Source organism: Blautia sp. JLR.GB0024, assembly GCF_037000545.1.
Lineage (GTDB): Bacteria > Bacillota > Clostridia > Lachnospirales > Lachnospiraceae > Blautia > Blautia celeris.
The window spans coordinates 20,352-33,948 of sequence record NZ_JBANBF010000018.1; the positions used below are offsets into that span (position 1 = coordinate 20,352).

Genomic DNA, 13,597 nt, shown 5'->3' on the forward strand with positions numbered 1-13,597 from the left:
GATGAAGTCATATTCTATCACGGATGTGGGACAGAAGCGGACAGTGAATCAGGATTTCGTATTCACGTCTGAGACCCCTGTGGGCAATCTGCCAAACCTCTTCGTAGTTGCGGACGGCATGGGCGGACACAAGGCAGGAGATTTCGCTTCCAGTTATGCGGTAGAGGTTCTGCTCTCTACCATCCGGGAAGATGAGAACAGCAATCCGGTGAAGATCATACGGGCTGCTATTGAGAATGCCAACACCCAGCTTCTTAGAGAAGCATCGGACAATGAGACTATGAGCGGTATGGGTACCACCATGGTGCTGGTGACCATTGTAGGACATTATGCATATGTGGCCAACGTGGGAGACAGCAGGCTGTATCTGGTTGATGAAAATAAGATATCGCAGATTACCAAAGACCATTCCCTTGTGGAGGAGATGGTCCGCATGGGAGAGATATCCAGGGATGATGCAAGAAATCACCCGGATAAAAATATTATTACCAGGGCACTTGGAGCAGGAAGAGATGTGGATGTGGATTTCTTTGACATTCGTCTTACTCCGGGTGATATTTTGCTGCTGTGCTCAGACGGCCTTTCCAATATGGTGCCGGACGAGGATATCAGGCAGGTGATACGGACCAGCGAAACGCTGGAGGAGACTGGCCGCAGGCTTGTTTCCATGGCAAACGACAACGGAGGCAGAGATAATATAGCAGTAGTTCTGGTAGAACCAGAAACAAAAGAGGTGGAAGTATGTTAAATGTGGGAGTTATCGTAGGAGAGCGGTATGAGATTGCCGGCAGAGTAGGCTCCGGCGGTATGGCCGATGTCTACAAGGCAAAGGATCATAAATTAAACCGTTTTGTGGCCATGAAAGTTCTGAAGCCGGAGTTCAGCGCTGACACGAACTTCATTAAAAAGTTTCAGAGGGAGGCGCAGGCTGCTGCAGGTCTCGCCCATCCCAATATTGTAAATGTATTTGACGTAGGAGAGGACCAGGGAATTAACTACATTGTTATGGAACTGGTGGAAGGCATTACATTAAAAGAATACATCTCCAAAAAAGGAAAACTGACTGTAAAAGAGGCAACCAGCATCGCCATTCAGGTGGCAATGGGACTGGAAGCTGCTCACAACAGAAATATCGTGCACCGGGATATCAAGCCCCAGAACATCATTATTTCTACGGACGGCAAGGTAAAGGTCACAGACTTTGGTATTGCCAGGGCAGCGTCCTCCAATACCATCAGCACCAACGCCATGGGTTCTGTACATTACAGTTCACCGGAGCAGGTGCGCGGCGGCTACAGTGATTACAAGAGTGACATCTATTCCCTGGGCATCACCATGTATGAGATGGTGACAGGCAAGGTTCCCTTTGACGGGGATACCACAGTGGCAATTGCCATCAAACATCTGCAGGATGAGATGCTTCCTCCGTCTGAGTTTGTGCCGGAGCTTCCCCACAGCCTGGAGGAGATCATTCTGAAATGTACACAGAAAAGCCCGGACAGACGTTACAGCACCCTTGCGGAGCTGATCAACGACCTGAAGCATTCCCTGATCGATCCCAACGGAAGCTTTGTCAATCTGGCGCCTCTGAGCAATCACGCACAGACTGTGGTCATTTCACCGGATGAGATGAAAGAGATCAAGAATGCGGCCTATGCGCCGTCCGGTTCCAATTCCAGCCGCTACAATGACGAGGATGAGGATGATGACGACTACGGTTATGATGACGACGATGATGACGAGGATGAGGATGATGATAACGGCAAAGGAATCAGCACAAAGCTGGAGAAGGCAATGACCATCGGCGGACTGATCGTGGGAGCTATTATCATCTGTATTCTGGTTTACTTCATTGTGTTCGCATCGGGCGGGCTGAAGTTTAACAATAAAGATAAAGACAATGATAAAAAAGTTGAAAATACAGGCGGCACAGATAAAGAAAGCACCGAAAAAGTGGAGGTTCCTGACCTGACCGGCAGCACCCCGGATGAGGCGCGGACAGCCCTCAATAACCTGAAGCTTGGTTACAAAAAAGGCGGCGAGGAGCCGTCCGATACTGTGGAAGCAGGTAAGATCGTCCGCCAGGAGACAGAGGCCGGATCAAAAGTGGATCCTCATACAGAAATCGTATGCTATATCAGCACAGGAACCCAGGAGGTGGAAATCCCTGACCTGGAAAATGAGACCCAGACCTCCGCAGAGGCAACGTTAAAGGAACTGGGACTGCTGACACAGATCAGCAAGGCAAACAGCAGTTCTGTGAGCATTGGAAATGTCATATCCACAGATCCTGCTGCAGGAACATCTGTAAAGACAGGCACCACAGTCACCCTGACCATCAGTACCGGTGAAGGGGATACGGCTGCAAGGGTACCGGATGTGCGCGGATGGGCAGAGGAAGATGCTAAAAGTGCAATCTCAGAGGCAGGTCTCGTACCTGTAGTACAGACCGGTTCTGACCAGACTGTGGACGTAGGTGAAGTATATGACCAGAGTATTGCTGCGGGAACAAGAGTGGACTCAGGTACAACAGTCACCATATATGTGAGAAGCCAAGATGCCGCCGGTGAAACACCTGCAGATGAAGGTGGGACCTGGAAAGCAGAAGGCCAGGCGCTTGGACAGCCGGCAAGCTACCAAGGCGGTAAAGTCAAAATAGAGCTGGTCCAGACAGATGACCAGGGGAATACCTACTCTGACCAGTCCATGGAAGTGGAAAATCCGGAGTTCCCGCTGTCTATCAGCGACCTGACGGGACGTCCGGGAATCGCAACCGGCACGGTAGGCCTCTATGAGTGGATTGGTGACAGCTATCAGATCATCGACCAGTACGATGTAACATTCCAGAAGGTAGATTAATGCAGGGAAAGATTATCAAAGGAATTTCCGGATTCTACTACGTAAAAGTAGCAGAATCCGGAATTTATGAATGTAAGGCAAAAGGAATATTCCGAAAAGAAAAAATAAAACCCCTTGTGGGTGACAATGTGGAGATTGAGGTCCTGAATGAAGAGGAAAAGCTGGGAAATGTGGTGGATATCCTTCCCAGAAAGAATGAGTTGATCCGCCCGGCAGTTGCCAATGTGGATCAGGCGCTGGTGATATTTGCCGCCAGGGAGCCGAAACCCAATTTCTCTTTGCTGGACCGCTTTTTGGTTATTATGGAACGTCAGGAGATTCCCGTGGTCATCTGTTTTAACAAGCAGGACCTGGCTGACGCTGAGGAAGCAGGCAGGATGCAGGAAATCTATACTTCCTGTGGTTATCAGGTTCTGCTCACAAGTGCCGCCCAGGGGGAAGGCACGGAGGCGCTCAGAAATATCCTGAGAGGAAAGACCACGACCGTGGCGGGTCCTTCCGGAGTGGGGAAATCCTCTCTCACCAATCTTCTGCAGCAGGAAGTGGTGATGGAGACAGGAGAGATCAGTAAAAAGCTGGGAAGAGGACGCCATACTACAAGACATTCCCAGATCATTGAGGTGGAGCCTGACACGTACCTTCTGGATACGCCGGGATTTACTTCTTTTTATGTGGAAGATATGGATAAGGAAGAGCTGCGCCATTATTTCCGGGAATTTATAAAATACGAGGGAACCTGCCGGTTCCAGGGCTGCACCCATACCCATGAACCCGGATGCAGCGTAAAAGCAGCACTTGAGGCGGGAGAAATCCCGAAAGAACGATATGAAAGTTATCTGGAGCTTTACCGGGAGCTTGCAGACAAGAGGAGGTATTGAGATGAGATATGAACTATCACCGTCCATTCTGGCAGCGGATTTTGCGTGTCTGGGGGAACAGATAAGCAGGGTGGAGCAGGCCGGGGTAAAATGGCTGCACATTGATGTGATGGACGGCAGCTTTGTGCCCAGTATTTCCCTGGGAATGCCTGTCATCACATCCATCAGAAAAAAGAGCAGTATGTTCTTTGATGTCCATCTGATGGTGCAGGACCCGGAGCGTTATATTGAGGACTTCAAAAAGGCAGGTGCAGATATGCTCACTGTACATGCCGAGGCATGTACTCATCTGGACAGGACGCTTAACTGTATCCGGGAGGCTGGTATGAAGGCAGGTGTTGCCCTGAATCCTGCAACACCCCTTGTGATGGTGGAGCAGGTGCTGGAGCTGGTGGACATGGTCCTTCTTATGACTGTGAATCCTGGGTTTGGCGGACAGAAATACATTCCCTACTCCGGTGACAAGATCAGAAGACTGAGGAGAATGCTGGATGAGAGAGGTCTGGATACGGATATTGAAGTGGACGGAGGCATTTCCGCCAACACCATTGACCGGGTCCTGGAGGCAGGCGCCAATATTCTGGTAGCCGGCTCAGCCGTGTTCGGCGGGGATATTGAGGCAAATATCAAGGTTCTGACCAATCATATAGAAGAATTCAGGAACAGGCAGTAATAAACACGTTCTGAGAGAGGGACAGGAAATATGGACACAATACTTTTGTGCGGCGGGCATATGGATGACACGTTTGTACTCGGCTGCATAGAGAACATCGGCCCGGACTGCATCATCGGCATTGACAGAGGGCTGGAATTCTGTTACAGGAACCGGATCGTTCCCCAGTATATCCTGGGCGATTTTGACAGTATCAGTCCGGAGGTGATCAACTGGTACAGAAGCCGGAAGGAAATCCCCATCCGGGAATACAAACCGGAGAAGGATGCCACAGATACCCGTATGGGAATGGAACTGGCAATGGAGCTTGGCAGTGATCGGATTTTCCTGTTTGGAGCTACCGGCGGCCGCCTGGACCATTATATGGGGAATCTGCAGTCTCTGATTGTTCCGGCAAAGGAAGAAAAAGAAGCCTGGATCCTGGATGAGCAGAATGCCATCACCGTGCTTTTCGGCAGCAGAATGATCAAAAAAGAGTGTGCTTTCGGCAAATATATCTCTTTTTTTTCCATGGGAGATGAAGTGCGCGGAATCACTCTTTCCGGGTTTAAATACCCCCTGAAAGAGTATGATATGACAAATTTCGACGGAATCGGTGTGAGCAACGAGCTGGCCGAAGATACAGCATTAGTGGAATTTCGACAGGGATTTCTGCTGATGGTCATGTCAAAAGACAGGTAGAAAGAACGAAAAAAGTCGATATTTTTTTAATAGATGTCGAATAACAAGGCGGGTCAAAGGCTTGATTCGCCTTTTTAGGTGTGTTAGAATGAGGTCATGTGAAGGAATACAGAAGAAAAGAGGACATAAAAATGAAGTTAGGAATTGTCGGTTTACCGAATGTAGGGAAGAGTACCCTTTTTAACTCTCTGACAAAAGCTGGGGCGGAATCAGCAAACTATCCGTTCTGTACTATAGATCCCAATGTGGGCATTGTGGCTGTGCCGGACGAGCGATTGAAACTCTTAGGGGATTTTTATCATTCCAAAAAAGTGACGCCGGCGGTGATTGAATTTGTGGATATCGCAGGACTTGTGAAGGGGGCTTCCAAAGGTGAGGGCCTTGGAAACCAGTTCCTTGCCAATATCCGGGAGGTGGATGCCATTGTACACGTTGTAAGATGCTTTGAAGATGAAAATGTAGTACATGTTGACGGAAGTATTGACCCGCTGCGCGACATTGAAACCATTAATCTGGAACTGATATTCTCGGATCTGGAGATCTTGGAGAGAAGGACTGCTAAAACAACAAAGTCTGCCCGTATGGATAAAGAGGCAGCAAAAGAGCTGGAACTCTTAAAGAGACTGAAAGCTCACCTGGAGGACGGAAAACCGGCCTCCACATTTGAACCCGATAACGAGGATGAGGAAGGGTTTATGAAAGAGTATAACCTCCTCACCGGAAAACCGGTTATCTATGCGGCCAATGTATCCGAAGATGACCTGGCAGACGATGCGGTCTCCAATCCTCATGTACAAAAGGTAAGGGAATATGCAGAAGAAACAGGAAGTGAAGTATTCGCCCTGTGCGCTCAGATAGAGCAGGAAATCGCGGAACTGGATGATGATGAGAAGAAGGAATTCCTGGAGGATCTGGGAATAGAGAAGTCAGGGTTGGAGAAACTGATAGTAGCCAGCTACAGGCTGCTTGGACTTCTTAGCTTCCTCACATCCGGTGAAGATGAGACGAGAGCATGGACCATAAAAGTAGGAACAAAAGCGCCGCAGGCGGCAGGAAAAATACACACGGATTTCGAACGAGGCTTTATCAAAGCTGAGGTTGTGAATTACAGGGATCTGCTTGACTGTGGTTCCTATGCGGGAGCCAGGGAAAAAGGACTGGTCCGCATGGAAGGAAAAGACTACGTTGTGCAGGACGGCGATGTGATTTTATTCCGCTTTAACGTTTAAAGGAGGCTTACTTATATGGATATGTCCATTCGCTTTCCGCACCTGGGGATCACGCTTCCCCATGTGGGAAAAACAATAACGGTCTTTGGCTTTGATATTGCCTATTACGGAATGGTTATCGCACTGGCTATGATCGTTGGGATCTCCATTGCCATGAAAGAGGCGAAGCGCACAGGACAAAATCCGGACACTTATCTGGATATGCTAATGATTACCATGGTAACTTCTGTAATAGGGGCGAGAGCTTATTATGTCATCTTTAGCTGGGAAGACTATAAAGACGACCTGTTACAGATTTTCAATACCAGAAACGGCGGACTGGCAATTTACGGGGGGATCATAGTCGGTGCTGTTACGGTCTACGTCTTTGGCAGATTAAAGAAGATGAACTTTCCTCAGGTGGCGGACACGGTATGTATGGGGCTTGTTGCCGGCCAGATCATCGGACGGTGGGGCAACTTTTTCAACAGGGAGGCTTTCGGAGGTTACACGGACAGCTTTCTTGCCATGCAGCTGCCGGTCTCCGCGGTGCGGAAGGGTGAGATCACATCTGCTATGTGGGACCATCTGGTAACGATAGGCGGTGTGGAATACATCCAGGTCCATCCCACATTCCTCTATGAGGGAGTGTGGAACCTGGGAGTCCTGCTGTTCCTGTTCTGGTTCCGGAAAAAGAAAAAATTCCAGGGAGAACTGTTTTTATGCTACCTGGCAGGTTACGGAGCCGGAAGGCTTTGGATAGAAGGACTTCGTACGGATCAGCTTTTGATTCCGGGGATAGGAATTCCGGTATCACAGGTGTTATCCGCCGTTCTCGTGGTATGTTCCCTTATGCTTATCGTACACAACAGGAGGAAGAGGCAAAAAGAACAAGGAGTGTAGCGATGAGAGATAAAGAGTTAGAAATACGAATAGAAGACGCACGGCAGAGACTGGACAGAGCAATCACAGAAAAACGAGGCATGCAGACCATTATGGGACTCAGCCTGGTATTGGACCGTTTGATAGAAGAACATATTTGTATAGACCAGAAAAACGCAGAACTTGTGGGTTGATCCCACCACCTCTGCCATATATTGGAAACTCTTGAAAAGAATCGGCAAAATGGCGTAAAATCCTTGATTTTACGCCATTTTTCGATTCTTTTAATATTTCTAAAGAATATATGTTCCTCTTGCTTTTTTCCCGGTTGTGTTATAGAATGGGCATGTAAGTGGTAGAAAGTGGTGAAAAGTGGTGGCAAATGGGGAGCTAGTGGCAGAAGCGCCCGTTGTCCCATGGAGGGTGCGAAGGGGAGACTCGCATCTTCACGAAAGAAGGTGACATTCATATGTTCATGGGAGAGTATAGTCATACGATCGACGCAAAAGGAAGGCTGATCATTCCGGCTAAGTTCCGCGATGAATTAGGCGAGGATTTTGTGCTGACAAAAGGTCTGGACGGTTGTCTGTCTATCTACCCAAACAATGAATGGAAGGATTTCGAAGAAAAGCTGAAAGCTTTACCGCTTAATGATAAAAATGCAAGGGCCTTCGTACGTTTTTTTGTTTCCAGTGCAACACAGTGTGAACTGGACAAGCAGGGGAGAATTCTCGTACCGGTAACGCTGCGGGAGTTTGCTGGTCTGTCGAAGGACGTAGTGCTCACAGGAAACCTCACCAGGATTGAAATCTGGAGCAAAGAAAAATGGATGGAGAACAGCAATTGTGAAGATATGGATGCCATCGCAGAAGGGATGCAGGCAATGGGTATCTTAATATAATTGCAGGAAGGTCGAGGAAACTATGGAATTTAAACACAAATCCGTATTGTTAGAAGAGACGATCCGGAATCTGAAGGTAAAACCGGATGGGATTTATGTTGACGGAACGTTAGGAGGCGGCGGCCACGCCTATGAGGTGTGCCGGCAATTATCTGCCAAGGGGAGCTTGATAGGTATAGATCAAGACGAAGCTGCAATCGAGGCTGCGGGTGAACGGTTACAGGAATTTGGAGACAGAGTTACGATTATCCGCAGCAACTATTGCAACATGAAAAAAGAACTGCAGAAAATAGGGATTTCGTCCGTGGACGGGATCGTGCTGGATCTGGGTGTTTCGTCCTACCAGCTCGACAACGCTGAGCGTGGGTTTACCTACAGGGAGGACGTGCCCTTAGATATGCGTATGGACCGAAGAGGAAGCCGTACCGCAAGAGATATTGTAAATACTTATACTGAAAACGAACTGTATCGTGTACTCCGGGACTATGGGGAAGAAAAATTCGCTAAGAAGATCGCCAGAAATATCTGTACGGCCAGGAGTGAGAAGCCTATAGAGACCACCGGAGAACTGATTGAACTTATAAAACAGTCCATTCCCATGAAAATGAGAGCAGTGGGTGGACATCCTGCGAAAAAAACATTTCAGGCAATTCGTATCGAGCTGAATCAGGAGTTGGAAGTCTTGAGAAATTCCCTGGATGATATGATTGAACTATTAAATGACGGCGGACGTATCTGCATTATCACGTTCCATTCTTTAGAAGACCGCATTGTGAAGACTATATTCAGAAGGAATGAGAACCCATGCACATGTCCGCCGGATTTTCCGGTCTGTGTTTGTGGAAAGACGTCGATGGGGAGAGTCATAACCAGGAAACCAATACTTCCGGATGAGGAGGAGATTGCTGTAAATAAGCGTTCCAAGAGCGCAAAGCTGCGTGTCTTTGAACGGACCAGAAATGAATAGGCGGAGAAATCTGAATCGGGGTTGATTTCATGAAAAAAGTATCCGGGAGTGAGGGATATGACAGCAGAAAAGTAAATAGAGGCACCGGGTATTATGTGGATGGGAACACGGTCCGCCGTGTTGAGGAAGTACCCCAGCGTAAAAAAAAGCAGGTAAGTACAGCCGCACAGAAGAACAGAGCCAGAAACATGCAGATGAGCAAAGGGTATGTTATGTTTTTGGCAGTGATGTGTGTGGCTGTCTTGTTTGCATGCGTACATTTTCTGAAACTGAAATCCGAACTGACAGAGCAGAAGAGCCAGCTTACCGCAGAAGAACTCAAATACAGCCAGTTAAAGGCTGAAAACGACGCGTACTACAGTGAGACCATTTCCAGTGTGGACCTGGATGCCATCAGAAAAAAAGCCATTGAAGAGCTGGGAATGAAATTTCCCACTGAGGATCAGATCAAGTATTATACACCGGGCGGCAGCAGCTATGTGAGACAGTATCAGGATGTGCCCGAAAAGTGACGGTACATAGGACAAAGCAGGTGATAGATTGAATAAACAGGAATCAAAGAAAAGAAAAATGACAGGCACCATGAAGAAAAAGCTGGCGGGATTGTTTGTGTTGATTCTGCTGGCTTTCGTATTTCTGGTTATCGGGATTACCATTATCAATGCCAAGAGTGGTGACAAATACACCAAACAGGTGCTGGCCCAGTCCCAGCAGCAGTACGACAGCACCACCATCCCCTACAAACGGGGAGATATTCTGGACAGAAGCGGAAATATCCTGGCTACCAGCATAAAGGTCTACAATGTGATCCTGGACTGCCAGGTGGTGAACTCCAATGAGAATTACAAAGAGCCCACAAAAAAAGCACTGTCCGAGTATCTGGGGATTGATGAGGATACGGTGGAAGATCTGCTCACCAGCGCGGAGACAAAAGAGAGCCCTTACCAGATCTTAAAGAAGCAGATCTCCATGGATGAAAAGAAGAATTTTGAAAAGATGACAGAAATTCCGGCGGATAAGAAGGAGGCAGAGGCACTCTCCGAGGAGGAAACAGTCCACAGGAATAACACACAGGGCGTGTGGTTTGAGGAGGATTACAAGAGAACCTATCCCCTCAATGAGCTGGCCTGTGATGTGATAGGTTTTACTTATTCCGGGAACACCGCGGACTGGGGACTGGAGGGCTACTACAACAGCACCCTGAATGGTACAGACGGCAGAAAGATCGGTTATTTCAACGATGACGCTTCCCTGGAACAGAACATCATTGACCCGGTCAACGGAAACAGCCTGGTCACTACCCTGGATGTGAATATCCAGAGTGTGGTGGACAAATATATTGAGGCTTTTATGGAGAACCTGAAGGACGGCCCCAATACCGATTACCGCGGTGCCAAGAATATAGGTGTGATCGTGGCAAATCCCCAGAACGGGGAAATCCTGGCTATGGGCAGCAACGATCCCTATGACCTGAATGAACCCAGAGATCTCACCTCCCGGTATTCCGACAGTGAGCTCAAAGCCATGAATGATGAACAGACAAAAGAAGCCCTCTACAAAATGTGGAGGAATTACTGCATAACAGATGCCTACGAGCCGGGATCTGTGGTAAAGCCCATCACCGTGGCATCCGCTCTGGAGTCCGGCAGCATCACAGAGGAGGACACCTTTGTATGTGACGGCGGGGAACAGGTGGCAGACCGGTATATCAACTGCGCGGTCTATCCGGATTCCCATGGAACGGAGACCGTGGGGGAGGCCATCCAGAATTCCTGCAATGATGCCCTCATGGCCATCGGCCGGAAAATGGGGAAGGAGACCTTGCTTTCCTACCAGGATAAGTTTAATTTCGGGACAAGGACAGGGATTGACCTTCCGGGCGAGGGGACAGGAATCCTGTTCAGCCTGGACAACATGTTTGACACAGAACTTGCAACCACCACCTTTGGACAGGGATTTACCTGTACCATGATCCAGGAGGTTGCGGCAATCAGTGCCTGCATCAACGGCGGCACTTATTATCAGCCCCATCTGGTGAAAGAGATCAAGGACCAGGACAACAATACCATAAAGAGTATCAGCGGAAATGTCTTAAAGGAAGTGATTTCCCAGGAGGTCTCCGCGGATATCAGAAAATATATGGGAATGAGTGTGGAGAGCGGTACCAGCCAGACAGCAAAGATACCGGGTTACTCCATGGGAGGCAAGACCGGAACTGCTGAGAAGGTGCCCAGGGGGAATCATAAATACCTGGTATCCTTTGTGGGATTTGCCCCTCTTGATAATCCTGAGGTTGTGATTTATGTTGTGGTGGATGAGCCGAATGTGGAGGAACAGGCAAGCAGCACATATGCCCAGTATATTGCACAGGCGATCCTCTCAGAAATCTTTCCGTATCTGAACATATATCCGGACCAGGAGACAGACCAGAAGCTTCAGCTCTGGGATGAATTCACGGGAACCACAAGGATGGATGAGAGCGTCAACGGGGAGGATGGCAACGGCCCCTCCGGTGTAGTCATTGACGGCACAGAGAATCCGGATATGCCGGAACCGCCCCAGGATGATTCGGAAGAAGAAGGGATTGACAGCAACAATGCGGAGAGCGACGGCATTACCAATGAGGATGCCGGGTTCGACGAGGATGATATGGAAGAATAAGCGGGAATGCTGTACAGATGAGAAATCTGTGCAGCATTCCCTTCTTTTTTCCACAGGGCTTTGCATATATTTATAAGGATAAGCTGCAGGGGAACCGGGAATGAAGAAAAACAGAACATACCACAAGAAGAAAACCGTGATCGTATTTGCCGCCTGTGTGCTGATGCTTGCAGGGCTTATGGGCCGTATGGTCTATCTCATGGTGATAAAGTCTGACTACTATGCAAAGAAGGCGGAACAGCTCCACGAGAGAGAACGTGACATTAAGGCAGCCAGGGGCAGGATCATCGACGCAAAAGGGGAGATACTGGCCGACAACAAGGCAGTCTGTACCATATCTGTGATCCACAGCCAGGTAAAGGAACCGGATAAGATCATTGCCATGCTCCAAAAAGAGCTGGGGCTTTCCGAGGAGACTGCCAGAAAAAGAGTGGAGAAAGTTTCTTCCATTGAAAAGGTAAAGACCAATGTGGAGAAGGAGGTGGGAGACAGGATTCGAGAATACGGTCTTGCAGGGGTCAAGGTGGATGAGGATTTCAAGCGCTATTATCCATGCAATGAGCTGGCCTCCAAGGTACTTGGGTTTACCGGTGGAGACAACCAGGGTATCATCGGGCTGGAGGTGTGGTATGATGATATCTTAAAAGGCATAGACGGCAAGATCCTCACCACCACGGATGCCAGGGGTGTAGAGATCGACGAGCTTGGGGAAAGCCGTGTGGAGCCGGTGGCGGGATATGACCTGCACATCAGTCTGGATAAAAACATTCAGATGTACGCTCAGCAGGCCGCGGAGAAGGTGATGGAGGAAAAGCAGGCGGATGCCGTCTCCATCCTGTTCATAAATCCCCAAAACGGGGAGATTTACGCGGACGTGAACGTACCGGAATTCAATCTGAATGAACCCTTTACCCTGAACACAGACGCAGATACTTCCGGTATGACAGATAAGGAGAAACAGGATGCCTGCAACCGGATGTGGAGAAATCTGACCATCAACGATACTTATGAGCCCGGTTCCACATTTAAGATCATCACCATGGCGGCAGGGCTTTCCGAGGGAGTGGTCAGCATGAATGACACCTTTTCCTGTCCGGGATTTAAAATCGTGGAGGACCGTAGGATCCATTGTCATAAAAGGACAGGACATGGCGCGGAAAACTTTGTACAGGGAGCGATGAATTCCTGCAACCCGGTGTTTATCGAGGTGGGGCTGCGGCTTGGCGTGGATAATTACTATAAATATTTCAAGCAATTCGGACTCCTCAAAAAAACCGGGATTGACTTACCCGGGGAGGCTGCAACCATCATGCATAAAAAATCAAACATCGGGCAGGTGGAGCTTGCAACTATTTCCTTCGGTCAGTCCTTCCAGATCACCCCCATCCAGCTTGCCACAACGGTAAGCTCCATCATCAACGGCGGCAGCCGGATCACGCCCCACTTTGGAGTGAAGGTGACAGATGAGGACGGAAATCTGGTGGAGACCCTTCAGTACCCTGTGGAGAAAGGGGTGGTGACAGAAGAGGTGTCCGGGGAAGTGCGCTACATCCTGGAAAAGGTAGTCTCTGAGGGGTCCGGCAAGAACGCGGCAATCGAGGGCAGGACCATAGGAGGCAAGACAGCCACGTCCCAGACACTGCCGAGAAGTGCCAACCGGTATATCTCCTCCTTCCTGGGATTTACACCGGCTGAGACGCCACAGATACTGGGAATCTGCCTGATCCATGATCCTCAGGGGGTCTATTACGGAGGCACCATAGCAGCTCCTGTCATCCGGGATATCTATGAGAATATCCTCCCTTACATGGGGATTGAAGGTTGATAATTGATTATAAAAGCTTTATACTATAACCAGTATTGCCGACACAGGCATATGGCGGCAGC

At 48.9% G+C, this 13,597-nt stretch carries 13 protein-coding genes; all 13 read left to right on the forward strand.

Annotation, left to right across the window (positions count from 1 at the left end; translation table 11 throughout):
- Position 1: 1 nt before the first annotated feature.
- A complete protein-coding gene (locus V8Q34_RS24095) occupies positions 2–748 on the forward strand; it encodes a Stp1/IreP family PP2C-type Ser/Thr phosphatase (RefSeq protein ID WP_033139070.1) in 747 nt (248 codons plus the stop codon).
- Positions 742–2,859, forward strand: coding sequence for a Stk1 family PASTA domain-containing Ser/Thr kinase (gene pknB / locus V8Q34_RS24100; protein WP_148393328.1), 2,118 nt, complete (start codon positions 742–744; stop codon positions 2,857–2,859). The genes V8Q34_RS24095 and pknB overlap by 7 nt, the downstream gene beginning before the upstream one ends.
- Complete coding sequence (gene rsgA, locus V8Q34_RS24105; RefSeq protein ID WP_033139068.1) at positions 2,859–3,737, forward strand: ribosome small subunit-dependent GTPase A; 879 nt, start codon at positions 2,859–2,861, stop codon at positions 3,735–3,737. The genes pknB and rsgA overlap by 1 nt, the downstream gene beginning before the upstream one ends.
- A 1-nt stretch (position 3,738) precedes the next feature.
- Positions 3,739–4,410: a ribulose-phosphate 3-epimerase gene (gene rpe / locus V8Q34_RS24110; protein ID WP_103731676.1), complete on the forward strand. Its 672-nt coding sequence runs from the start codon at positions 3,739–3,741 to the stop codon at positions 4,408–4,410.
- Between the two features lie 30 nt (positions 4,411–4,440).
- On the forward strand, positions 4,441–5,091 hold the full coding sequence (locus V8Q34_RS24115) for a thiamine diphosphokinase (RefSeq protein WP_227246518.1): 651 nt from the start codon (positions 4,441–4,443) through the stop codon (positions 5,089–5,091).
- A gap of 131 nt (positions 5,092–5,222) precedes the next feature.
- Positions 5,223–6,320, forward strand: a complete 1,098-nt coding sequence (gene ychF, locus V8Q34_RS24120; protein WP_033139082.1) for a redox-regulated ATPase YchF — start codon at positions 5,223–5,225, stop codon at positions 6,318–6,320.
- Between the two features lie 15 nt (positions 6,321–6,335).
- Complete coding sequence (gene lgt, locus V8Q34_RS24125; protein WP_033139065.1) at positions 6,336–7,202, forward strand: prolipoprotein diacylglyceryl transferase; 867 nt, start codon at positions 6,336–6,338, stop codon at positions 7,200–7,202.
- Positions 7,203–7,204: 2 nt separating this feature from the next.
- Positions 7,205–7,375, forward strand: coding sequence for a Spo0E family sporulation regulatory protein-aspartic acid phosphatase (locus tag V8Q34_RS24130; protein WP_118593809.1), 171 nt, complete (start codon positions 7,205–7,207; stop codon positions 7,373–7,375).
- Positions 7,376–7,650: 275 nt separating this feature from the next.
- Positions 7,651–8,082: a division/cell wall cluster transcriptional repressor MraZ gene (mraZ, locus tag V8Q34_RS24135; protein WP_033139064.1), complete on the forward strand. Its 432-nt coding sequence runs from the start codon at positions 7,651–7,653 to the stop codon at positions 8,080–8,082.
- 22 nt (positions 8,083–8,104) lie between these two features.
- Positions 8,105–9,049, forward strand: coding sequence for a 16S rRNA (cytosine(1402)-N(4))-methyltransferase RsmH (gene rsmH, locus V8Q34_RS24140; RefSeq protein WP_033139063.1), 945 nt, complete (start codon positions 8,105–8,107; stop codon positions 9,047–9,049).
- 29 nt (positions 9,050–9,078) lie between these two features.
- Entirely contained in the window at positions 9,079–9,561 is a 483-nt protein-coding gene (locus V8Q34_RS24145) for a septum formation initiator family protein (protein WP_033139062.1), read from the forward strand.
- Positions 9,562–9,589: 28 nt separating this feature from the next.
- A complete protein-coding gene (locus V8Q34_RS24150; RefSeq protein WP_335836476.1) occupies positions 9,590–11,710 on the forward strand; it encodes a peptidoglycan D,D-transpeptidase FtsI family protein in 2,121 nt (706 codons plus the stop codon).
- 100 nt (positions 11,711–11,810) lie between these two features.
- Entirely contained in the window at positions 11,811–13,535 is a 1,725-nt protein-coding gene (locus tag V8Q34_RS24155; RefSeq protein ID WP_033139060.1) for a peptidoglycan D,D-transpeptidase FtsI family protein, read from the forward strand.
- Positions 13,536–13,597 lie beyond the last annotated feature (62 nt).

Bases quoted from the DNA above. Each gene is read 5' to 3' on its own strand.
- V8Q34_RS24095 (WP_033139070.1), top strand. From the start codon at position 2: ATGAAGTCATATTCTATCACGGATGTGGGACAGAAGCGGACAGTGAAT.
- pknB (WP_148393328.1), top strand. From the start codon at position 742: ATGTTAAATGTGGGAGTTATCGTAGGAGAGCGGTATGAGATTGCCGGC.
- rsgA (WP_033139068.1), top strand. From the start codon at position 2,859: ATGCAGGGAAAGATTATCAAAGGAATTTCCGGATTCTACTACGTAAAA.
- rpe (WP_103731676.1), top strand. From the start codon at position 3,739: ATGAGATATGAACTATCACCGTCCATTCTGGCAGCGGATTTTGCGTGT.
- V8Q34_RS24115 (WP_227246518.1), top strand. From the start codon at position 4,441: ATGGACACAATACTTTTGTGCGGCGGGCATATGGATGACACGTTTGTA.
- ychF (WP_033139082.1), top strand. From the start codon at position 5,223: ATGAAGTTAGGAATTGTCGGTTTACCGAATGTAGGGAAGAGTACCCTT.
- lgt (WP_033139065.1), top strand. From the start codon at position 6,336: ATGGATATGTCCATTCGCTTTCCGCACCTGGGGATCACGCTTCCCCAT.
- V8Q34_RS24130 (WP_118593809.1), top strand. From the start codon at position 7,205: ATGAGAGATAAAGAGTTAGAAATACGAATAGAAGACGCACGGCAGAGA.
- mraZ (WP_033139064.1), top strand. From the start codon at position 7,651: ATGTTCATGGGAGAGTATAGTCATACGATCGACGCAAAAGGAAGGCTG.
- rsmH (WP_033139063.1), top strand. From the start codon at position 8,105: ATGGAATTTAAACACAAATCCGTATTGTTAGAAGAGACGATCCGGAAT.
- V8Q34_RS24145 (WP_033139062.1), top strand. From the start codon at position 9,079: ATGAAAAAAGTATCCGGGAGTGAGGGATATGACAGCAGAAAAGTAAAT.
- V8Q34_RS24155 (WP_033139060.1), top strand. From the start codon at position 11,811: ATGAAGAAAAACAGAACATACCACAAGAAGAAAACCGTGATCGTATTT.